General features: G+C 62.4%; 21 protein-coding genes and 2 pseudogenes. 10 read left to right on the forward strand and 13 right to left on the reverse strand.

Annotated features, from left to right (window positions below; genetic code table 11):
• Window positions 1-93: 93 nt before the first annotated feature.
• Complete coding sequence (locus DC31_RS14680; protein WP_081813892.1) at window positions 94-1620, forward strand: glycosyltransferase; 1527 nt, start codon at window positions 94-96, stop codon at window positions 1618-1620.
• Here DC31_RS14680 and DC31_RS14685 read toward each other — a convergent pair.
• Entirely contained in the window at window positions 1609-2724 is a 1116-nt protein-coding gene (locus DC31_RS14685; RefSeq protein WP_036281425.1) for an acyltransferase family protein, read from the reverse strand. The genes DC31_RS14680 and DC31_RS14685 overlap by 12 nt on opposite strands.
• Before the next feature lie 44 nt (window positions 2725-2768).
• Here DC31_RS14685 and DC31_RS14690 point away from each other — a divergent pair, with 44 nt between their 5' ends.
• Both DC31_RS14690 and DC31_RS14695 read left to right on the forward strand, forming a co-directional pair.
• The gene (locus DC31_RS14690) at window positions 2769-3239 is read left to right on the forward strand and encodes a carboxymuconolactone decarboxylase family protein (protein ID WP_036281427.1); all 471 of its coding nucleotides are present in this window, start codon (window positions 2769-2771) and stop codon (window positions 3237-3239) included.
• A 65-nt stretch (window positions 3240-3304) separates the two neighbouring features.
• Entirely contained in the window at window positions 3305-3775 is a 471-nt protein-coding gene (locus tag DC31_RS14695) for an SIP domain-containing protein (RefSeq protein ID WP_036281430.1), read from the forward strand.
• Here the strand turns inward: DC31_RS14695 and DC31_RS14700 are convergent.
• The 5 genes from DC31_RS14700 to DC31_RS17220 all read right to left on the reverse strand — a co-directional run bounded on the left by DC31_RS14700 (window position 3723) and on the right by DC31_RS17220 (window position 7685).
• Complete coding sequence (locus DC31_RS14700; RefSeq protein ID WP_036281433.1) at window positions 3723-4196, reverse strand: hypothetical protein; 474 nt, start codon at window positions 4194-4196, stop codon at window positions 3723-3725. The genes DC31_RS14695 and DC31_RS14700 overlap by 53 nt on opposite strands.
• Window positions 4193-4936 carry an arginase family protein gene (locus DC31_RS14705; RefSeq protein WP_327036883.1) on the reverse strand — a complete coding sequence of 248 codons (744 nt, stop codon included), beginning with the start codon at window positions 4934-4936 and terminating at the stop codon, window positions 4193-4195. The genes DC31_RS14700 and DC31_RS14705 overlap by 4 nt, the downstream gene beginning before the upstream one ends.
• Window positions 4937-5051: 115 nt before the next feature.
• Window positions 5052-5792 (reverse strand): PspA/IM30 family protein, encoded by a 741-nt coding sequence (locus DC31_RS14710; protein WP_036281438.1) that lies wholly within the window; start codon window positions 5790-5792, stop codon window positions 5052-5054.
• 64 nt (window positions 5793-5856) lie between these two features.
• Window positions 5857-6588 (reverse strand): hypothetical protein, encoded by a 732-nt coding sequence (locus tag DC31_RS17215; protein WP_051607063.1) that lies wholly within the window; start codon window positions 6586-6588, stop codon window positions 5857-5859.
• Between the two features lie 71 nt (window positions 6589-6659).
• Window positions 6660-7685 (reverse strand): TPM domain-containing protein, encoded by a 1026-nt coding sequence (locus tag DC31_RS17220; RefSeq protein WP_160173254.1) that lies wholly within the window; start codon window positions 7683-7685, stop codon window positions 6660-6662.
• Window positions 7686-8019: 334 nt separating this feature from the next.
• Between DC31_RS17220 and DC31_RS14720 the strand changes: the two genes are divergently transcribed.
• The 5 genes and pseudogenes from DC31_RS14720 (at window position 8020) to DC31_RS14740 (ending at window position 11878) form a co-directional block, all read left to right on the forward strand.
• Window positions 8020-8862, forward strand: a complete 843-nt coding sequence (locus DC31_RS14720) for a DUF3097 domain-containing protein (RefSeq protein ID WP_036281440.1) — start codon at window positions 8020-8022, stop codon at window positions 8860-8862.
• 30 nt (window positions 8863-8892) lie between these two features.
• Window positions 8893-9618: a tRNA (guanosine(46)-N7)-methyltransferase TrmB gene (gene trmB, locus DC31_RS14725; protein WP_036281442.1), complete on the forward strand. Its 726-nt coding sequence runs from the start codon at window positions 8893-8895 to the stop codon at window positions 9616-9618.
• A 41-nt stretch (window positions 9619-9659) separates the two neighbouring features.
• Window positions 9660-10495, forward strand: a pseudogene (locus tag DC31_RS14730) (CPBP family intramembrane glutamic endopeptidase).
• Window positions 10496-10586: 91 nt separating this feature from the next.
• On the forward strand, window positions 10587-11450 hold the full coding sequence (locus DC31_RS14735; protein WP_051607067.1) for an oxygenase MpaB family protein: 864 nt from the start codon (window positions 10587-10589) through the stop codon (window positions 11448-11450).
• 35 nt (window positions 11451-11485) lie between these two features.
• Window positions 11486-11878 carry a DUF1304 domain-containing protein gene (locus tag DC31_RS14740; RefSeq protein WP_036281445.1) on the forward strand — a complete coding sequence of 131 codons (393 nt, stop codon included), beginning with the start codon at window positions 11486-11488 and terminating at the stop codon, window positions 11876-11878.
• Here DC31_RS14740 and DC31_RS14745 read toward each other — a convergent pair.
• Window positions 11871-12494, reverse strand: a complete 624-nt coding sequence (locus DC31_RS14745; protein WP_036281448.1) for a GyrI-like domain-containing protein — start codon at window positions 12492-12494, stop codon at window positions 11871-11873. The two genes, DC31_RS14740 and DC31_RS14745, sit on opposite strands and share 8 nt — an antisense overlap.
• Window positions 12495-13928 carry a threonine synthase gene (thrC, locus tag DC31_RS14750; protein WP_036281450.1) on the reverse strand — a complete coding sequence of 478 codons (1434 nt, stop codon included), beginning with the start codon at window positions 13926-13928 and terminating at the stop codon, window positions 12495-12497.
• Between the two features lie 193 nt (window positions 13929-14121).
• Between thrC and DC31_RS14755 the strand changes: the two genes are divergently transcribed.
• Together DC31_RS14755 and DC31_RS14760 are read left to right on the forward strand one after the other, a co-directional pair.
• Window positions 14122-15048 (forward strand): SDR family NAD(P)-dependent oxidoreductase, encoded by a 927-nt coding sequence (locus tag DC31_RS14755; RefSeq protein WP_036281453.1) that lies wholly within the window; start codon window positions 14122-14124, stop codon window positions 15046-15048.
• A 9-nt stretch (window positions 15049-15057) separates the two neighbouring features.
• Window positions 15058-15942, forward strand: coding sequence for an amidohydrolase family protein (locus DC31_RS14760; protein ID WP_036281455.1), 885 nt, complete (start codon window positions 15058-15060; stop codon window positions 15940-15942).
• Window positions 15943-16006: 64 nt separating this feature from the next.
• Here the strand turns inward: DC31_RS14760 and DC31_RS14765 are convergent.
• From DC31_RS14765 to DC31_RS14785, 5 genes and pseudogenes are all read right to left on the reverse strand, one after another.
• Window positions 16007-16869, reverse strand: a pseudogene (locus tag DC31_RS14765) (ABC transporter ATP-binding protein).
• On the reverse strand, window positions 16859-17635 hold the full coding sequence (locus DC31_RS14770; RefSeq protein ID WP_036281457.1) for an ABC transporter permease: 777 nt from the start codon (window positions 17633-17635) through the stop codon (window positions 16859-16861). The pseudogene DC31_RS14765 and the gene DC31_RS14770 overlap by 11 nt, the downstream one beginning before the upstream one ends.
• Entirely contained in the window at window positions 17632-18483 is an 852-nt protein-coding gene (locus DC31_RS14775; RefSeq protein WP_036281460.1) for an ABC transporter permease, read from the reverse strand. The genes DC31_RS14770 and DC31_RS14775 overlap by 4 nt, the downstream gene beginning before the upstream one ends.
• A 22-nt stretch (window positions 18484-18505) precedes the next feature.
• On the reverse strand, window positions 18506-20035 hold the full coding sequence (gene menE / locus DC31_RS14780; protein WP_036281462.1) for an o-succinylbenzoate--CoA ligase: 1530 nt from the start codon (window positions 20033-20035) through the stop codon (window positions 18506-18508).
• A gap of 78 nt (window positions 20036-20113) precedes the next feature.
• Window positions 20114-21121 carry an ABC transporter substrate-binding protein gene (locus DC31_RS14785; RefSeq protein ID WP_036281464.1) on the reverse strand — a complete coding sequence of 336 codons (1008 nt, stop codon included), beginning with the start codon at window positions 21119-21121 and terminating at the stop codon, window positions 20114-20116.
• Window positions 21122-21133 lie beyond the last annotated feature (12 nt).

A 21133-nucleotide genomic window follows, 5' to 3' on the forward strand; every position in this document is an offset into this window, starting at 1 on the left:
TCAGAACAATGAAGAATCACACGTAGAAGTTGTCTATCTGTTTTCTGATCTGCTGAACCCCTCTCACAGCACAGGTTGTTAAGGTCGTCCGCTATGCGATCGTCCATTCTCTCCCCGCACTTCCGACCGGGCAAGCATTTCGCTTTGACGTGGAGCATCCCAGATTCGTTCGGCGGGATGACGGGCGCTCTCCTGCATCGTTCGCGCGCCTTCGTTCGCCTGGCGGGCCATCCGGTCGATGTCCTCACCCTCGACGACCGACTGGACTACACCGAAGTCGAGCAGAAGCTTCGCGATACCGGACTCCTCATCGACGGTATCCGAGTCTTCAACATCTGGGACTGGCTGCGCGAGCACGACGCCGAGCCCCCCACCACGTCGCCAACTCACGTGCACGCACCGATCGCGATGAGCGCCGAGGTAGTTGAGCAGCGCCGAGGCGGGGCTGTTCTCATCCGGGAACAACGTGCGGATGACGGAGAAACTGTTCTGGGCGTAGATCGTTTCCGTGCTGACGGAAGCCTGTTGGTGAGCGATCGCCGCGATCCTGAGAATCACAAACGCAGTCTCGTTCTCTACGACCGTACGGGTTCGCCGGTGCGCAGCTGGGGCAGTGCCTGGGGGATCTACCGTTACTGGCTCGACGAGCTCATCGGAGAGCAGGAGAGCTTCCTCATCGTTGATTCGAAAACCGTGGCGCGGTTCGCTCTCACATACCGGCGACGAAAGGTCGTCACGATGCATGTCATGCACGGCTCCCATCGCTCGGCAGATGGTACGGCTCTCAGCCGTTCGCGCAGGACCGTGATTGAGAACTTGGATGATTTCGACTCTGTTGTTCTGCTGACGGAAGGTCAGCGCGACGCGCTCTTAAGTGACGTCGGCCCGCACGCCAACCTGGCAGTCATTCCGAACGGCTTCGACGCTGCGACCCCCGGAGCCGAGAGCAGCAACACGTCGGAGAGAGTCCGCGGAGCGGGCATCATGTTGGCATCGCTGATCCAACGCAAACGCGTGTCGCACGCTGTGAAAGCGGTGGCACGGGCAGCCGCAGCGGTCGATGTGATGCTGGACGTCTTTGGGGAGGGCGAGCGTCGACCGTTGCTGGAGAAGACGATTCGCTCGCTCGACATCGGTGAGCGTGTGCGGTTGCGTGGGCATGACGCGAGCGCCCGATCGATGTTCACGAAGGCAGATTTCATGTTGCTGACGTCGACGTCGGAGGGACTGCCGCTTTCGCTCGTCGAAGGAATGGCGGCTGGATGCATTCCGATCGCGTATGACATTCCGTATGGGCCATCAGACCTGATCGAGGACGGCAGGAACGGGTTTCTGGTGCCGGCCGGTGATATTGATGCGCTGGCGGATCGCATAATCGAGTTGGAGAAGATGCCGGTTCGGTCGCTCGAGGCGATGCGCCGACGCGCGCAGGCGACAGCCAAGAGGTTCGATGATCGCAGTGTGACCAGCCGTTGGGCGCGCGAAATGGAGCGCGCCTTCGAGCGCAAGCACGCGTCGTCTGCACCGGCCTCGCTCGTTCAGCGATCAAGACGCAAGGCTGGCCGAGTCAAGCGCAGGGTCACGCGTCTTGGTGGCCTCTACGATCGCTCAGACGAGTGAATTCGAATTCTGCAATCGACGCTGCAGCGCGCCGCCGATGAACCGCGCCAACCGGTGAGCGGGGACCTCGAGGAACCGGTGGAACAACGCAGCGACGACGAGGCTCGCGGGGATTCCGACTGTCACCGCCAGCAGCCATCGGTCGCTGCCGAAGAAGTAGACCAGCGTGCCCAGCAGCGGCACGTGCACGAGGTAGAGACTGTAAGAAACGCGCCCCAGCCATTGCGGAACAGCGCGCTCGAGCAACGCTCGTAGCCGCGGCCATCCCATTGCGACGACGATGATGAGCACCGCCCCGACCCCAGCAAGCCCCCAGAACGGTCGACCGGCAAGGCTGCCAGCGGCGGCGATCGGTCGCGCGAGCCAGCTGGAGATGAGCAACGCGAGTGCGAGGGTAGTCACGGCCGGCCAGAACGCCGGGTGGCGGGGACGGCGCATCCACGCCAGTAAGTCGTCGAGTCGCACGGCCATCAAAGTGCCGAGCAGGAAGACAGGCAGGTAGACGAGAGCGTCGACATCGATGATCCGGCCGAGCACAGTGAGTGCGCATGCCGCGATGGCGGCGACCAGCGCGTGGCGTCGAAGGATGACGGCGAGACCGATGAACAGGGGGAGTGTCAGCGAGAAAATGAGCTCCCATCGCAGCGACCACAGCACGTTGTTGATGTCGTAGCTCACCATGGTCAGCGAGGCCTCACTGAAGAAGCTCGCCGGTGTCACCGTGGCGGCCTGTGCATTCTGCATCCACGACCCCTCCGGCATAGTCGTCGGGTCACGGGGAACGAGTGCGATGAGCAAAGAGGCCAGCACGAGTGAGGCCCAGACCGGAAGGTAGAGCCGCAGCACGCGAGTGGGGTAGTACCGCAACCACGAGAAGCCGTCGCGCAGCGCGGGAAGAGCGACGACGAAGCCGGAAAGGACGAAAAAAACCAAGACCGCTTCGGTGCCGGCGAACACGAGCTTGAGTGGACTCTGCGTCAGCCACGCACTCAGGGTTCCATTGAGGTGCGGCATCGCAATGAGGCTGCTGTGGTAGAAGACGACGACCAGCGAGGCCACTCCGCGAACCCCGTCGATACTTGCTATGCGCTGAGAACTCGACATCTGCAACAACGTTAGCGAGGTGCCCTGAGCCTAAGCTGGAGAGCATGAGCGAGACGCGCGTGCACCTGTCCAAGACCGAGCCGACCGCCTACCAGGCTCTGGAGGCGTTCTCCAAGACCGTGGGCGATATCTGCGCAGCGAACGGCATTGACGATCGCCTCAAGGAGCTCGTGATGATCCACTGCTCGCAGCTGAATGGATGCGCCTACTGCACTCGCGTCCACGTCGACCGTTCCGCTGCTGCCGGCATCGACGCGGATACTCTCACCCAGATTCCCTCCTGGCGTGAAAGCGGCGTGTTCTCAGAGCGTGAGCGGGCCGCGCTGGAACTCGCAGAAGCATTCACGTTCATCGCCGACGAGGGCATCTCTGACGAAGTCTACGACCGTGTCGGCAGCGTCTTCACCGAGAAAGAGTACGCAGCGCTGAGCTGGGCTTGCGTATCGATCAACGCCTTCAATCGCATTGTCATCGCGGGCCGCTATCCGGTGAGGCCGCGCGCGCCGAAGGCATAACGTTCACAAAGCGAAGATCTAGCAAGGTAAGGCAACCCTTCATTGGGTGGTACGATTGAGCAATCATGACGACTGCCGCCGAATTCCGCACCTCACGCGCACAGCGTCGTGCCGCGCGTCAGAGCGCTCATCATCTGGTGACGGCCGACGAGAATTCGCTGGCAGAACTTGAGGCTTTCCTCGCGACACTGCCGCTGTGCGCATCGGGCCGTGTGTTTATCGAGGTGCCCGCGGAGAGCGACATCAGCATCGTCGACGCTCCGGCCCGTATGACCGTCACGTGGCTTGCCCGTGCCGCACGATCCGGTGCGCCTGGCAGCGGTCGCTCATGCGCCCCTGGTGCGGCGCTCGCGAGAGCTACGTGCGCGTGGGCTGACGAAATGCTCTGCGATGGCGAGACCGCGACGAATGTCACGTTGCTGGGTGGCTACCTCGGCACCGCCGACATCGTTGAGCACCTGAGGAGCGCACTCGACGTTCCCGTTACTGCGATCCACGCCCCTGAGCGCTTCGGCCTGCTCCCGCTCGAGCGCTGACGTAGTTGCCGTCCTCGAGCCCCGCTTCGATCTCGAAGCGGTTGCGAAGGGCGTTGCTCCCGGCGAACAGGTATAGCGCCGGCATCAAGAAGCCATAGCGCAGCCACTGCGCCTTGTGCACAGCTTCATGGCGCAGCACCGCCTCGGTAGGGCGGGCTTCGCCGGTGAGGAAGCATCCGCCGACGCAGACGCCACCACGCTTGAACGTCCACTGCGGCATTCCACGAAAGACCCAGAGTCCTGCCCGCCGTTCGACAGGGCCAGTGCTCCAGAGCGTTCCCCAGACCCATCCCACCGCGGTTCCCCAGGCGTAGCCGAGGCGGCTGATGGGGGAGCGAAGGAGGAAGGAGGGGATTCGCCGATCAAGTCGTCGACCACGCGCGAGTGCGGCTTCTGCGGCCGGACGCCAATCGTCGTTCACGCGATTGCCGCGACGAGGCGCAGGATGGCGCCGAGATCATCTACGGCATCGACGGGGGTACGCGGGGCAAATCCCGCGATCGTCGCGCCAGCGAGCGGCACGCGCGAGCGGAGAGCTCGTAGTGCCGCGCTGAGAGCGGATGCTGTGATGCCAAACGGTGCCGCGGTCGACACCCCGGCGATTTCGGCGGGGTCGAGCACGTCGACATCGATGTGCACCCAGACACGGCTCGCCCCGGTGGCAGCCACTGCGTTCGCCAGAGCATCCACGTCATCGAGGTCTTCGACGTTGAGTTGAGTGAGCCTGCTGAGAGGCTCCGCCTCGTCGTCGTCGATCACGCGGGCACCCACCAGAACAACGCGCCCACGATCGATGCCGGGCGAAAGTGCGAGCTGCGGTTCACCTTCACCCAGGATGGCGCTGAGCGCCATGCCGGAGAAGGCACCGGATGGAGACGTCTCAGGGGTATGAAGGTCAGGATGTGCATCGCACCAGACGACTGCGATGTCGTCGTGGTCGATTGCGTCCAAGGCTGCAACCGTCACGCTGCAGTCGCCGCCGATGACGATCGTCTCGGCCCTCATCTCCGATGCGATGAGCTCGCGAACCTGCTTCAACGCGCTCAGACGGTGGACATCGGTGCCGAGCGCATCACCAGCCTCGACCGGTACGTCAAGAACTGTGGTCGCTTTTCGCGGAAGATCACCGGCGATTGAGGATGCGCCGTCGACGAGCAGCATCGCTCGAGCGGAAGGAGAGCCCTGCCACTGCGGAGCTACTAGAAATCGGGCCACGGGGACCTCCAGAAAGTAAATGGGGATGCCCCGGACCCGTCGGCCCGGGGCATCTGAAGCCTTAAGACTCGATCTGCGACTGCGGCTGCGAAGAGCCGGACTTGAGCTCTGCGAGACGCGCCTCGACCTCGGTGAGCTCACCGAGGTCTTCCAGGCTCTCGAACTGCGCATCCAGGCTCGAGGCGGCAAGTTCAACCTTGCCCTGGGCAAGAGCTTCCTGGCGGCGGACCTTGTCTTCAAACCGGCCAAGTTCGCTGGTCGGGTCGAGCACGTTGATCGAGCCGACAGCATCCTGCACCTTGGTCTGCGCCTCGGCAACCTTGGCGCGGGCGAGCAATTCGCTGCGCTTGTTCTTGAGCTCGCCCAGCTTGTCCTTCATGCCGTTCAAGCCGCTCTTGAGCTTGTCGACGATCTCTGTCTGCGACGCGATGGTCGGCTCTGCGCCGGTCGCTTCGCGCTCGGCGCTGATCTGGCGCTGCAGGGCGATCTTCGCGAGACTGTCGAACTTGTCTGCATCTGCGGTCTCGCCAGCCGTGCGCAGCTCGTCTGCCTTGCGGCTTGCCGCGAGAGCCTTGTTGCCCCAATTCGTTGCCGACTGGACGTCTTCCTCGTGGTCACGCTCGAGCAGACGCAGGTTTCCGATCGTCTCGGCGATCGCAGCCTCGGCGTCTGCGACGTTGTTCGTGTAGTCGCGGACGAGCTGGTCGATCATCTTCTGCGGGTCTTCTGCAGAGTCGATGAGCGAGTTGATGTTGGCCTTCATCAGAGTGGAAATACGGCCGAAGATGGACTGCTTGGTCATGCTGTTTCCTTTCGATTGGAACGGAGTCTGAGGTCGTTTACGTCGAGTGAAGAAAGAAGCGATGCTAGAAGCGCCCCCCTCCGGAGCGTCCGCTGCGGCCGCCGCCAGAGCGACTGCCACCGCCGAAGCCGGAGCTGCGGAAACCACCGCCGCTGCTGCCGCTGGATCGCCAGCTGCTGCGACTCGACGATCCGCCTCCGCCGCCAGAGAGAAGCCCGCCGATGATACCGCCGAGAATATCTCCGCCCAGCCCGGATGAGCTGTTCGAGGACGAGTTCCCGAAGATTCCGCCACTCCAGCTGTTGTCTTGGTATTGGCTGCGGTTGTAGCTGTCGAGATCGGATTGGGCGGCAGCGCGGGCCTGGCGGGCGAGGGCGAGCGACTGCTGTGCCTGGGCGAGTGCGGCCTGCGGATCGCTGCCCTGAAGGTTCTGCGCCTGCGCCAAGATCCCTTCTGCTTGAGACAGCCTGGTTCGGGCGGTGCTCTGTACCGTCCCGCGTCGCGTCTCGATGAAGTCGCGAACGCCCCTCACCTCTGACGCAGCCTGCGTCAGAGTCTGCTCGAGCATTAGTTGAGCGCGCCGGGTGCGCTCAATAACTTCGCGGCCTTGCGCGATCGCCGCATCGATTTGGGTGTTCGCAGCAGTCAACGCGTCCAGCACGCGTTGCGGACTACGTGCGGAACCGGTGAGATTTGCCTCTGCCTGTTGCACCTGGGCGATGGTCGCTGCAACGGCGGCTGCGAGCGAGCCATCAGCGTCTGGCAACTGCTGGGCGGCAGCGAGGTCGCTGTTCAACTCGGTAATCAGGGCACGGGCCTGTCGCTCATTCTGGGCGAGCTCAGCGCCGAGGCTGTCGATGGCCTGCGTCAGCTGTGCGGCTTGAGCAACAGACTGCTCCGCTGTGCGAATGGCAAAAGCCGCGGTGCCGGTGGTGCCGGCAGAAATTGCCTGTGCCGCTGCGTCGATAGACCTGTCTGCCAGCGCCGTGCGTTCGCGCGCTGTGCGGGATTGTCTGCGACAGTGCTCAGCGCATCGGGGGCGTACGCCGCAGTCAACGCAGTGAGCGCGGACGCGGCACGATCTACAGACGGCTGCAGCTCCGCGCGTTCTTTGCGAACCCGTTCCAGTTCTTGCGGTGCATTCTGCTCGAGTTTGCGCAGCGCGTCGAAGGCTTCGGTGTTGTCATCGAGCGCGTCGTCGATCTCATCGCAGAGCTGGATGATGCGAATATGCCAGGCTCGGCGATCTTGAATGGTGTCTTCGATTTCGTCGTCGAGCTTCTGTTTGATGTCGAACGCTTCAGATATCTTCGCCTTGGCCGTCTCAATGGCGCCGCTGAATACTGCGGTCGCGGCTTCGCCGTACTGTGCCACCGCGAAGCCGAGTTCTTCCTTGCTTGAGGTGATGGCGTCGTCGGCTTGCACGAGTGCCGAACCTGCCTGGGTCTGCACTTGCTCGTCGGTGAGTGTGGAGAAGGGATCGTTCGGATCTGGCGTCTCGGGCATCGCGCCGCGCTTGCGAATCGCGGCATTTCGGCGCGCCCGCTTAACGATTGTGACGACGAGCCAAATCACAAGAACCAACGCCACGATGCCGACGATGACAAGCACTAACCGGAGTGTTCCTGCTCCTCCGTCGCCTTGAATCTCGTCGGCTGCGAGCACAATCGCGCCGTCCCAGTCTTGCTGCGCGAGCAAGGGCTGGATCTTGTCTTCGATGTCGTTGAGTTTGCTGTCGCTCAGCGGCCCACCCTGGGCGGAAGAGATGTAATAACTGCGTCCGTCGACCGCGATCGCCAACAGGTACTGCTCTGGTCCGAGGTTATTCATCTCTGCGACGTTGTCTGCCCATGCCACTCGATCTGACGGTGAAGTGAAATCGTCTACGAGCACCACAAAAAAGATCGGCTGTTGAGTTCTCAGTGAGCTGCTGCAGTCGAGCCTCAGCGGCCTGTCGTTCGCTAGAGCTCAGCACTCCGGCCTGATCGGTGATGTAGCTCGGATCGAGAGGCAGCGGGTCAGTAGCAAATGCCGCAGAGGCCGAGAACCCTCCCACTAGAGCGGTGAGCGCGATCGTGGCCGCAGCCAACCACTTCGTCTTCATAGCGTTCCCTCCGACTGGTGGCCGTGCCCCTGGATCACGAGTCTATGCAAAGGCAGCGACACGCGACAGCATCCATCGCCGGATCGCCGTTCGCCATCAGCGCATACACATACGCTGGAAGGCATGGACGACAGGTATGGCTCGGATGTACTCGCGGAGGGTTGGCGCGATCGCGGTGCCAAGAAGGTTCCGAACATCGCCGCGGAGCGCGACCTGGTCGTAGAGGTCGCCGACGACGGCTATTGCGGGGCGATCACGGGCGTGCAGAGCGGGCATGTGGAGCTCGAGGATTACAAGGGTCGAAAACGACTGTTCCCGCTGGGCGGCGGCTTCTTGATCGAAGGACAGCCGGTACGGCTGATTCCTCCCGCGCTCACCAAGCAGACCGTAAAACGCACGGCATCCGGATCCTTCGCGCCCGATGAGCAACGTGCACGTGTCGCGCTGCCCAGCCGCATCCTTGTCGAGGGCAAGCATGATGCCGAACTCGTTGAAAAGGTGTGGGGCGCTGATCTTCGCGTGGAGGGGGTCGTCGTCGAGTTCCTGCAGGGCGTTGACCTGCTCGATGAGTTGCTGGCGAACGAGCCGCCGAGCGCTACTCGACGCTACGGTGTGCTGGTCGATCATCTGGTTCCTGGATCGAAGGAATCCCGAATCGCCGAGGCGGTCGCGCGCGGTCCGCATGGCCGGCATGTGCGCATCGTTGGTCATCCCTTTATCGACGTGTGGCAATGCGTCACACCGAAGACTCTCGGCATCGCCCGTTGGCCGGAGATCCCACGTGGCACCGACTGGAAAACGGGTATCTGCCGCGCGTTCGGCTGGCCCTATGAGACGCAGGGCGATACCGGACGTGCGTGGCAGTTCATCCTCAGCAAAGTGCATACCTACCGAGACCTCGAGCCTGACCTGCTGGGCCGCGTTGAAGAGCTCATCGACTTCGTGACGGCGCCCGCTAACTCGTGAGAAGTCGGCGCACGCCGTTACGCTTGACGTATGTCCGAACCCCGTATCTTCCGCGAAGAACCGGTCTCTTTCGTGCGTCGGAGCGGGCGGATGTCAGAGGCTCAGGAGCGAGCGTTCGAAGAGCTCGCTCCGCGCTACCTGCTTGATGTGCCGCGCGACCTCGCCTCGACCAGTGTCCACCCCGAAGCGCGGATGGATCCCCGAGCAGAGTACGGCCGTGACCCGCACCTGATCGTCGAGATCGGCTCGGGTCAGGGCCACGCCATCATCTCTGCGGCGACGGCGCGTCCTGATGATGACTTCCTCGCCATTGAGGTGTTCCGGGCTGGTCTTGCGCGCACGATGCTTGACGCAGATAAGGGCGGCGTAAGCAATCTGCGACTTATCGAAGCCAACGCCCCGGAGGTGCTGTCGTCGTACGTGCCGGAGGGCGGGGTATCCGAGGTGTGGATCTTCTTCCCCGATCCTTGGCACAAATCGCGCCACAACAAGCGTCGACTCATCCGGAAGGGCTTCGGTGATGCCGCGGCGCGCGCACTCGAAGACGGTGGACTGCTGCGACTGGCGACCGACTGGAAGGACTACGCGCTCCAGATGCGCGATGTTCTCGATGCTGATCCGCTGTTTGAGCGTGCCTTCGAGGGCGATTGGGCAGAGCGCTTCGACGGGCGCGTCATGACCTCGTTCGAGCGTAAAGGCATTGATAAAGGCCGGGATATTCGCGACCTCGTTTACCGGCGAAAGCGTCGGGCGTGACACACTCCACCGCCACGTGGACGCCGGGCCTCGCGCCGGCCATGCTCGTGTGCCTCGCAGCTCCCGCGTTTTTCGTCGCCCAGTGGACATGGCTGGGCTGGGTGCTGCTGGGGGCAGGCATCGGGCTCGCGTGGCTCGTTGAGCGGCGGTCGTCGGTGCAGCGTCCGGTTGTGCGGATAGGGGCTCATTTCGAGGGCGCCGAGATATCACGGCATCCGGTCCGTCGCTCACTCGCGATCTCTCGCTCATCGCCCTCGGAATGCTCATCGTCAGCGTGATTCCGTTAGCTGCAGAGCTCGACAATATGGCGATGGTGCGCTTCACTCTCGCCCTCGGAGGCGCGGTTGCCGTGCCGTACGTCATCTCGCGATTTGTGTTCCGTGACCGTGCGATCAGCTTCCCGTGGCGCACCGGCAAACGTTGGGGGAGGCTGCAATGGGGCTGGCTGATCGCCGTTCTCGTGCTCGGCTGGCTGATCTTGCCCTTCTACTTCATCAGCAGCGGTGTCTACCAGAACTGGCCGGTCGTCAACTCGCCCGAACTCATCGCGCGCCTATTCGTCGGCGTTGGGGCGGTGGGAATCTGGGACGAGCTGTTCTTCATCTGCACCGTCTTCGCGTTGCTACGGCGACACTTCCCGGATGCGCTCGCTAACGTGCTGCAGATGATCGTGTTCGTGTCGTTCCTGTGGGAGCTCGGCTATCGGGCGTGGGGACCAGCGTTGACCATCCCGTTCGCACTCTTGCAGGGCTTCATTTTCTTGCGGACACATTCGCTTGCGTACGTCGTCACAGTGCATCTGCTGTTCGACGCCATCGTGTTCGCGGTGCTGGTGCACGCGCATAATCCTGAACTGTTGCCGATCTTTTTACTGTAGACAGTGGGCGCCGAGGAAGCGTGGGTGTGATCTGCTCTAATGTTTGGAATAGAGCAGTCAGCGACTTGAAGCACAGAGACAGGATTCGTTAATGACCGTGCAGGATGCCCACACCACCGCGAAACCTAGTCATGATCATGACGGATACTTCGCACCTGACAGTATTTCCTGGCGTATTTTTGCTGACCCAGTCTCAAAACTGGGTGGGATGGCTGCGTTGCTTTTGCAGGCGCTGAACCCCTACATGATGAGAGTGTTTTACAACACGACCGAGTCTAAGAGCGACGCGGGAGGTCGCGACGAGCGCACCGGACGGTACTTCGAAACCGTGATCTTCGGCGACCGTGCTCATGCCGATATCGCTTCCGAGATGGTTCGTCGCCTCCACGTAAACGCGGCGTGGACAGACCCCGTGACGGGTGAGGTACTGCGTGCCGACAAACCGGAATGGCTCGCCTGGACCCACAACACTTTTGTATACGCGCTGCTGCGCGCTTCGAATGAATTCGGCGTCGATATCACCGCGGAGGAAGGCGACCGTTTCATCGTGGAACAGCACATCGCCGCACGTCTGATCGGTATCGAGGATGAGTCGCTGCTCCCGTCAAACGCTGCTGAGCTGCAGGAATACATCGATGCGCAGACGCACTGGCTTGCTCTCGGCGTCGAAGCCGCCGAGGTGACACGCAATCTGCGAAATCCGGCGCTCCGCGGTAATCCGTTCAAGGTGTGGACCGGGGTGATCGTGCAAGACGGCGTGCTGCACCTGTTGCCGGACTGGGCACGCCTGCTCTACGGCATTGAGGGACGCCCGATGAATCTGCGCAAGGCTGCGCGCACCACCAAGCACCTCATGGCCGGTGCGCGGAAATCGCGCACGTACAAGCAGCTTGTCGACGAGGCTGTTTCGCGGGTCCAGAACCACCCGTACCGCAAACTACGCACCAAGGGATAGTCTGCGTCAACGCTCGAGTAGGCGAGAATCAGTCTATGCTCATCTTCGGTCTGTTCCTGGCGGCGGCTGCCGCAGCCTTCCACGTCTTCATCTTCGCTCTCGAATCGCTCAGGTGGACAGAGCCCGAGACACGCAAGATCTTCGGTGTCGCCAGCGAAGCGGATGCCGTGACCACGAAGCCCCTCGCATTCAACCAGGGGTTCTACAACCTGTTTCTGGCGTTGACCACGCTCGTGGGCATCGCTCTGCTGCTCGCAGGATTGTCGACCGTGGGGATCACGTTGGTATTCGCTGGCACGGCAATGATGCTCGCGGCAGCGCTCGTGCTCGTGCTGTCGAACCCGAAGATGGCGAGGGCTGCGGCCCTGCAGGGTGGGCCGCCGCTGCTGGCGATCATCGTCACCGCCGTGGCAGTCGCGATCAGCTGAGCGGTGTCACCGGCTGCCGAAGGAGCGTGCGACGCTTCTCGGCAGCCGTTTTGCGTGGGTCGCTGAAATAGATCTCGTGGTGCTTTCCGGTCAACTGCAGCCCGTTCTGCGGGATGAACACATCGTGCATTTCTGCGAGCACGGGCGCTTCGTCATCGAAAGAGCCGATGTGCATCGTCTGCACACATCGGCCTTCGCAGAGTGCTTCCAGTCGCACGTCGCGGACGCGGGTGGCAGGGTTTTTGGCGGAGGCTTTGGCGACAGCATCTGCGAACATCGCCTGGTCGATCCAGTCGGGCTGCATGATCATCATCGTCCAGTCCCACTTCGACTTGTCGCGCGCGGACGTGAAGGACGCGTGATTGTCGGCCCACCACAGACCTTCGAGCGGCATAACGGTGTAGTCGCGGTCGAGGTCGCGCTTGCTGGCGAACTTGAGGGTGTACGCGAGCGGGTAAAGCGCCTCGACGGCGGTCGTGAACTCCGACGCGGTGTTCGGGTCGCCGTGCCCGTCGATCATGAGGTAACTCAGCGCCGGTACGTCAACGACGTCGAAGCGGCCCTTTCTGGCACGATACGCATCGGTTGTCTTCTTGAAGTCGACCTTGTCGGGCATCTAGGCTGATGTGTGCAGGGCGCGCTCGGAGATGTAATCGCGCAGCTGCTGCTCGTCGGCTGGCATCTTCGTCACGCGCTGCGGGGCATCGAGAAGGGCCTGGGTATCGGCATCCGGCTCGATGGCGACACCGAGCGCCTCGGTGATGAGGTCAGCGAACTTCGCGGGCTTCGCGGTCTCGAGGACGAGCATCGGCACGCCAGGCTCGACGTGGTCGCGGGCGACCTTCGCGCCGTCGGCCGTGTGCGGGTCGAGCGTCACGCCGCTTTTTGCAGAGAAATCACGGATCGTCGCGAGACGATCATCGTGCGTGCTCGTGCCGCTCACGAGACCGAATTCGGGAAGGAAGCGCTCCAACTCGGCGGAGAGGTTGATTTCGTCGCGCTCTTCGAGCTCATGCCACGACGCTGCCGTGCGCTTAGGGTCGCGGCCCAGCAGATCGAACACGAAGCGCTCCAGGTTTGACGCGCGAGAGACGTCCATCGAAGGGCTCGAGGTTGCGAGCGTGTTCTCGGCGTTGCGCGGGCGGTAGTGACCGGTGCGGAAGAACTCGTCGAGAACATTGTTCTCGTTCGAGGCGAGCACGAGCTTGCGGATCGGGATGCCCATGCTCCGCGCGTAGTGGCCGGAGAGGATGTTGCCGAAGTTTCCAGAAGGAACAGCGAACGACACCTCGAAGCCGGCACGCTCGCTCGCAGGCAGTGCATCGGTCACGCGCAACCAGGCCCACACGTAGTAGGCGATCTGGGCAGAGATGCGACCGAAGTTGATCGAGTTGACGGCGCCGAGGCTGTGCGCACGCTTGAATTCGAGGTCGCTGGAGAGACGCTTGACGAGGTTTTGGCAATCGTCGAAGTTGCCCTCGACGGCGATGTTGTGCACGTTCTCGTCCTGCAGTGAGTACATCTGTGCGCGCTGAAACGCGCTCATCCGGCCCTGCGGGGAAAGCATGAAGACCGAGACACGGTCGCGTCCGCGGAGGGCATGCTCGGCGGCGGAGCCGGTGTCGCCCGACGTCGCTCCGAGCACGTTCAGTACCCGGTCGCTCTTCTCTAGGACGTACTCCAGCGCTTCGCCGAGAAACTGCATCGCCATGTCCTTGAAGGCCAGGGTGGGGCCCTCAGAGAGGCCGACGAGCGTCATTTCCTCGCCGATGTCGTTGAGCGGAACGATCTCATCCGCTGCGAACTTGCCGCCACCGTATGCCGCCTCGGTCAGCCGGGCAAGGTCATCACGCGGAATGTCGGTGGCGAAGAGGCCGATAACCTCGGTCGCCAGCTCGGCGTAGCTCAGCGAGCGCAGACGCTCCAGGTCTTCGTTGCTGAGCTGGGGGAGCGACGCGGGAACCGCGAGGCCGCCGTTGGGCGCGAGCCCCTCAAGAAGGACATCGCAATACTGTCCGAGCGTGCCGCCGCGTGTGGAGATGTACTGCAAGATCTCGTACCTCGATTGTGCTGGGGGAGTGGGTGCCAGGTCGTCGGTTCCATCGTACGGCGTGGTGGTGGTGCGTGACGCCCGCGAACGACACAACGATGCCTATCGATGGAATACGCAACTATTGACATTTTCAAGGATTTCCGATCAGATGGAAGGAAGCGCAGCGTCGCTCGACTACAGAGGAGTATTTATGTCACTCGCAGGCAAAGTAGCCATCGTTACAGGTTCAGGCCGGGGGCTTGGCCTCGCTTATGCGCAAGAACTCGCTCGTCAGGGAGCATCCGTCGTCATCAACGACGTCGACGACGCAACCGCCGCAGAGGCCGTCGCGAGCATCGAGGCCGCCGGCGGCAAGGCGACCGCTGTCGTCGCACCGGTCGGCTCGAGCGAAACAGCCAAGCATCTCGTTGCAGCCGCTGTTGACACTTTCGGCCGCCTCGACATTCTTGTCACGAACGCAGGCGTGCTCCGCGACACCGTCAGCTGGAAGATGAGCGACGAAGACTTTGATCTCGTCCTCAACGTCCACCTACGCGGCACCTTCACCTGCGCTCGTGAAGCGATCATCTACATGCGCGAGCAGGCACAGGGCGGGCGCATCATCGCTATCGGCTCTCCCACGGGCCAGCGCGGCAACTTCGGACAGACCAACTACGCGGCAGCCAAGGCCGGCATTGTCGGCATGGTGCGCACTTGGGCGCTTGAGCTCAAGAAAGCGGGGATCACCGCGAACGCCGTCGTCCCCGTCGCAGCAACAGCAATGACTGCGACCGTGCCGTACTTCCACGCAGCCGTCGAGGCGGACGCGAAGGGTGAGGCCATGCCCGACTTCTTCCGCAAGGACCTCGGGTTCGGTACTGCCGCAGACGTTGCCCCGCTCATCGCCTACCTGGCGTCGGATGCCGCGGCAAACGTCACCGGTCAGGCGATCGGCGTCGGTGGCGACCGTCTGCAGGTCTGGTCGCATCCCGAGCCGGTCGTGAGCGCATTCCACGACGGAGGTTGGAATGCGGAGGCACTCGCAGCCGAGTTCGACACAGTGGTGGGCGCAAACGTTCAGGCGGTGGGTGAGAAGTTCCCCGCACTGCCCGACGAGCTGCAGCCGCCGCAGGCCTAAGGACCAGAAATGACCCGCTACGAACCTCACCTCGACCTTGACCAGCTGGTCGCGATCGACATGCACGTGCACATCGAAATGGATGCGCACGGCCACAATTCGCTGCCGGACGACCTCGCGGTTGCCGCGGCGAAGTACTTCAGCAACGGCGGGCTGAGCCCCGAGCTTGACGCGGTCGCCGACTACTACCGCGAGCGCAAGATGGCCGCGGTCGTGTTCACCGTCGACGCATCAACGGCGTTCGGCCATGAGCCGGTCTCCAGCGTTGATATCGCTGAAGGGGCAGCGCGCCACAATGACGTGCTGATTCCCTTCGGGTCGGTCGACCCACACCAGGGTGCGAAGGCAGTCGACTACGCGCGCCGCCTCATTGAAGACCACGGTGTGCGCGGGTTCAAGTTCCACCCGACGGTGCAGAACTTTGACCCGAGTGACACGAAGTACTACCCGATCTACGAGCTGCTGCAGGAAGCCGGGATGGTCGCGCTGTTCCACACCGGACAGACCGGTATCGGAGCGGGCATGCCCGGTGGCCGCGGTATGCGCCTCGGGCTCTCCAACCCCATGCTGCTCGATGGTGTGGCAGCTGATTTTGGGGACCTGCAGATCATCATGGCGCACCCATCGGTGCCATGGCAGGACGAGGCGCTCTCGGTCGCAACGCACAAGCACAACACCTGGATCGACCTCTCGGGCTGGAGCCCGAAGTACTTCCCGAGCGAGCTCGTGCGTTACGCGGGCACGGTGCTGAAGGATCGTGTGCTCTTCGGAAGCGACTTCCCGATGATCAGCCCGGATCGCTGGTTGCGTGACATCGAGCAGACTGAGCTCAAGCCCGAGGCTCTTCCTGGAATCCTCAAAGACAACGCGGTACGTCTGCTTAAGCTCGCATAGTCGCGATTACAAAGGGAGCGGGCCAGGCGAGAAATCGCCTGGCCCGCTCCCTTTGTCGTACTCGCTACTTGGCGGCGGCGTCGTCGGGCCGGAAGCCCTTCTTCGCGAGCTGAATCTGCTCGTAGACGTGGTGTCGCAGCTGGGTGAAGCGCGGCAGCGAGCGTGTCTCCAGCTGGTCACGCGTATCCGGCAGATCAACCAGCAGGTCTTCCTGCACCACGGTGGGCGAGCTGGAGAGCATGATCACGCGCTCAGCGAGATAAACAGACTCGTCGATGTCGTGCGTGACGAAGAGCACCGAGATGCCGAGCGTCTTTCGCACCTTGCGGACGAGGTCTTCGAGGTCTGCGCGAGTCTGCGCATCAACCGCGGCGAACGGCTCGTCCATGAGCAGCACCTCGGGCTGGTAAGCGATAGCTCGCGCGATCGCTACGCGCTGCTGCATGCCACCCGACAGCTGCCAGGGGAACGACTTCGGCACGTGTGAGAGCCCGACGTTCTCCAGCGCCTCAGCGACGAGCTTCTGACGCTCCGCCTTCGGCATTCCGGCGTTCTTCAGTGGCAGTTCGACGTTCTCTGCAACGCGAAGCCAAGGGAACAGTGAACGCCCGTACTCCTGGAACACGACGGCCATCTTCTTCGGCGGCGCGGTGACCTCTTTGCCGTCGAGAATGACCTGACCGCTCGTCGCTCGAGCAGCCCGGCAATGCACTTCAGCAGGGTGGTCTTTCCTGAGCCAGAGGGGCCAACCAGGCAGGTCAGTTCGTTCTTTCCGAGGTCGAAAGTGAGGTCCCGAACGGCTTCTATGTCGCCACCATCGGTGTGGTAAACCTTCTTGAGCCCACGAACCGAGAGCAAGGTGTCTTCGGGCTTCAGAGTACGGCCGTAGGAAACGGTATTCAGCGGGGTTGCGGTGTCATGCTGCATTCTCAAGATCCTTCAGTCGGTGATACCAGCGGAGCACTCGTCGCTCGACGATTCGGAAGATCACGGCCACGAAGTAGCCGAGCAGACCCAGTACCAAGATGCCGGACCACATCTCTGGGATGGCAAAGCGGCGCTGGAATTGAATAACGGTGAAGCCGAGACCTGAGCTGGACGCAAACATCTCGGAGATGATCATCAGCATCAACCCGATAGGCAGGCTCTGCCGGATGCCGGCGAAAATCTGCGGCGATGCCGCCGGCAGAATCTGGTACCGGACGCGGTTGAAGCCGGAAATACCGTACGAGCGGCTGGTGTCGGACTGCACGGAGTCTGCTCCGCGCACCCCCTCTACCGTGTTCAGCAGTACTGGCCAGATAGCGGCCAGCGCGATGATGAAGACCTTCATCCAGTCAGTGGGCCCGAAGAGCAGCATGAGCACGGGGATGAGGATCGGCGGGGGCAACGCACGGAAGAACTCGAATACCGGTTCGGTGAATGCTCGCAACCCGCGGTTGAGGCCGACCAGCACACCGAGCAGTATCCCGAGCACCACCGCGATGGTCACACCGGCGAGAAAGCGGCCGATGCTCGGAAGAACATCGAGCCAGATGCGCGGTCCGATCCAGGTGTCAATAAAGGTCACAACGAGTTCGGGCGGCGTCGGTACGAAGAAGTTCGGTGAGACGCTCGTGCTGATCCACCAGAGTGCGATCAGCAGAACGGGTAACCCGAGGGTAAACCCCAGAGCAATCAGGGATTTTTTCATGAGGGCAGCTCTCCTCGCACCGATTCATGCCATGACAGCAGCTTTCGCTCGAGCGCACGGGCGCCCATATTAATGAGCACGCCCAGCAAGCCCGTCGCGAGGATGAGCGCGTACATGGTGGTGTACTGCCCGCCACTCTGCGCTTTGCTGATCTCGAGGCCGAGACCAGGGGTACCGATCAGCAATTGTGCAGTGACCGCGAGGATGAGGGCCACCGCCGCAGCGAGCCGTAGGCCGGTCATCAGGTACGGAAGCGTTGTCGGAAACACGATGCTGCGCACCCGCTGCCACGTAGAGAACCCGTAGCTGCGGCCGGTGGCCATTGCCACCTGGTCGACATCGGCGACCCCGTAGAGGACCTGAATGAAGATCTGCCAGAACGCCGCGTAGATGATGAGCAGCAGGCTGGCTTCGATTCTGGCGCCGAACAACAGAACAGCGAGCGGGATCAGGGCAACCGAGGGAATCGGTCGCAGGAACTCGGTCGTCGAGTGAGTGGCCCGTCGCATGAATGGGGAGAGCCCGACGATGATGCCAAGGGCGGTGCCGGCGACGAGGGCGATGAGCAGGCCTAAGCCCCACGAGATCATCGTGGTGCCGACGGCAGCCCAGAAGTCTCCGAAGGTCAGGATGGTCAACAGCGTGGGCAGCACCTCGGTGGGCGGCGGCAGGAATCGCGGGTCGACAATGCCGAGACGGGCTGCGATTTCCCAGACTGCGAACAGTGTCACGATGCCGGCGACACCGAGCAGTGCGCGGTACGGCCGAGCCTTGCGCCGGCGCGACTGCGCCTGAACGACGGCGACGAGTTGCGTCGGCGACTCGACGTGAGTTGCGGGAGTGGACATGGGGCTTCCTCCTTTCGATCGTTCAGTCTGATTGTGCGAGAGCGCGGGTGCGCAGTTCGTTCTTGCGAATCTTGCCGCTCGCGGTGCGCGGAAAGTCGTCGACGAAGACGATGCGCTTCGGAATCTTGTAGCGGGCGAGTCGAGTGGCGACATGCGCGACGATGTCGTCGGTGGTCAACGCACTGTCGGGTTTGAGTTGCACATACGCGTGCGGCACTTCTCCCCACTTCTGGTCGGGAACGCCGATGAGCGCGACCGCGGCGATGTCAGTGAGCTCCATTATGATCGCCTCGACCTCTGCCGAGTAGATGTTCTCCCCACCCGAAATGATCATGTCTTTGAGGCGGTCAGAGATATAGATGTAGCCCTCGTCGTCGAGGTGGCCGAGGTCGCCTGAACGAAACCACCCGTCCGTGAAGGCGTCGCGGGTGGCGTCGGGCCTGCGCCAGTACTCCTTGATGACGTTCGGGCCCTTGACCAAGATTTCGCCGACGACTCCGGGTGCGACATCGTTTCCTTGCTTATCCACGATCTTGACGTCCGTGAAGAAAAGCCGGATGCCGGACGAGCCGACTTTTTCCTTCGTACGGTGGACGGGCAGAGCTGTCGCGCTCGGAGAAGTCTCGGTCATGCCGTATCCGACCGCGAATCCAAGTCCTCGTGCGCCGTACGCTTCCATCGTCCGCTCGGGTACCGCGGACCCCCCGCAGGTCAGCCGCTGCAGCGAGCTGATGTCAGTCGTCTCCCAATTCGGGTGTTCGTGAATCATCTGGTAGGTCGTGGGTACACCCGACAGCATTGTGATGCGCTCGGACTCGATTGTTTTCAGCACCTGCTCGGCGTCGAACTTCTCGTGCAGAACGACGGTGCCGCCCTGCAGCAGCACGGCAAGAGCCCCGTTGGTCAATGCTGCGACGTGGTACAGCGGCGAGATCAGAAGAACACGCTCGCCGGGGGAGACGCCATAGTCGATGAGAACGTTGAACGAGTTCCAGATGATGTTCCCGTGGCTGATGACCGCACCCTTTGGGTGACCGGTTGTGCCCGAGGTATAGAGAATGATGGCCGCATCGTCGACCTCGACGGGCACGTCAATGGGCTCTGTCGACGCTTCGGCGATGATGCGGTCGAAGTCTTCGACGCCGTTCGCTTCTTCGCCGCGCACGACGATGCGAGTCTGCGCGGGGGATGACCAGCTGCTTGCGCGCGCGAGATCGAGAAAATCATGATGGAAGATGAGAATCTTCGCGCCGGAGTCTTCGAGTGCGAACTCAATCTCTGGCGATGCCAGTCGAGAGTTCAATGGTACGAAGATCGCGCCAAGAGTCGCCGCGGCAAATAACGCCTCGATAAACGAGGGGTGATTGTTTCCGAGGTATGCGATGCGGTCGCCTGCCTCCAGGCCTCGGTCGCGCAGGGCGTGCGCCAACCGGGCGATGCGTCCAGCCAGCTCGCCGTAGTGAAGGCGCTCGTCGCGGTAGATGATGGCGACATCGTCACTGCAGCGTGCTTTCTTCCGATCGATCCAGCTGCCGATTCCTTGGTTTTGCACGGGTTTCCTCTCTGAAACCAAACCTGTGAGGCGGATGAGGCTGTGGGGCCCCGCGTGTGCGGGGCCCCACAGCGGGTGTTACTTGGTCATGAGCACCTTGGAAAGGTCGGGCTCCTGCTGCAAGAACTTGAACTTCAGTGCGAGTGCGCTCAGCTCTTCAATGACCTTCGGGTCAAGCTTTCCCGAGATATACTCGAGGTTGATACCGTCGACGACAGCAGCATCCATACCGGTGTGTTCGACGACGGCGGCGCGGAACTTGGATTTGTCAGCCATCGCAGCATCAGCGGTTTCAATGAGCGCCGCACGGAACGCGTCGACAACTTCCGGGTTCGCGTCTGCGTACGCACCTGAGGTGAACGTCACCATGGTGTAGAGATTATCGATCGCCCGTAGCGGGTCACCGAGGAATTCGACGCCTTCGGTTGCACGCGACTTGCTGAGGAACGGCTCAGGAGTCCAGGATGCATCGATGTTGCCCTGCTCGAGCTGCGCCAGCTGATCGGGGAACGCGATCTCGATGAAGTTGACCTTTGAAGGGTCACCGCCATCTGCCTCGACCATTGCCTTGGTGCCGAGGTCGCCCTGAGTGTTTAGAGCGTTGATCGCAACGGTCTTTCCCTCCAGGTCCTTCCAGGTTTTGATGCCGGAGTCAGCGGCGACAACGATTCCCGAGGGTGCCTTGTCCTCCGGATCGCTCGGGTTCTCGTAGTTGCGTGAGTAGCCGGCGATGATTCGCATGTCGAGTCCCTGGCTGGCGGCTGTCAACACCGAGAGAGGGTTGCCGACCGCAAATTGCATCGTTCCGCTTGAGACTGCGGGCAGCAATGCCGCGCCGCCGTCGCCGAGCTGAAGCTCGACGTCGAGCCCGTGCTTCTCGAAGATGCCTTCATCAATGCCGAGCTGCATCGCCGAGGCCGGAGCGATCGGTAAAACGCCGACGATAACGTGCGTCAGATCGCCCGATGCGGGCGCATCGGTCGTTTTGGCGTCGCCTTCAAGGCTGCCGCCAGAGCATCCACTCAGAATGAGCGCGGCTGCAGCGGTTGCGGCCGCGAGCGCGGTGAATCGTAGGTTCTTCTTCATTTCAGTGACTCC

This window comes from Microbacterium sp. CH12i (genome assembly GCF_000685355.1).
Taxonomy (GTDB): Bacteria; Actinomycetota; Actinomycetes; order Actinomycetales; family Microbacteriaceae; genus Microbacterium.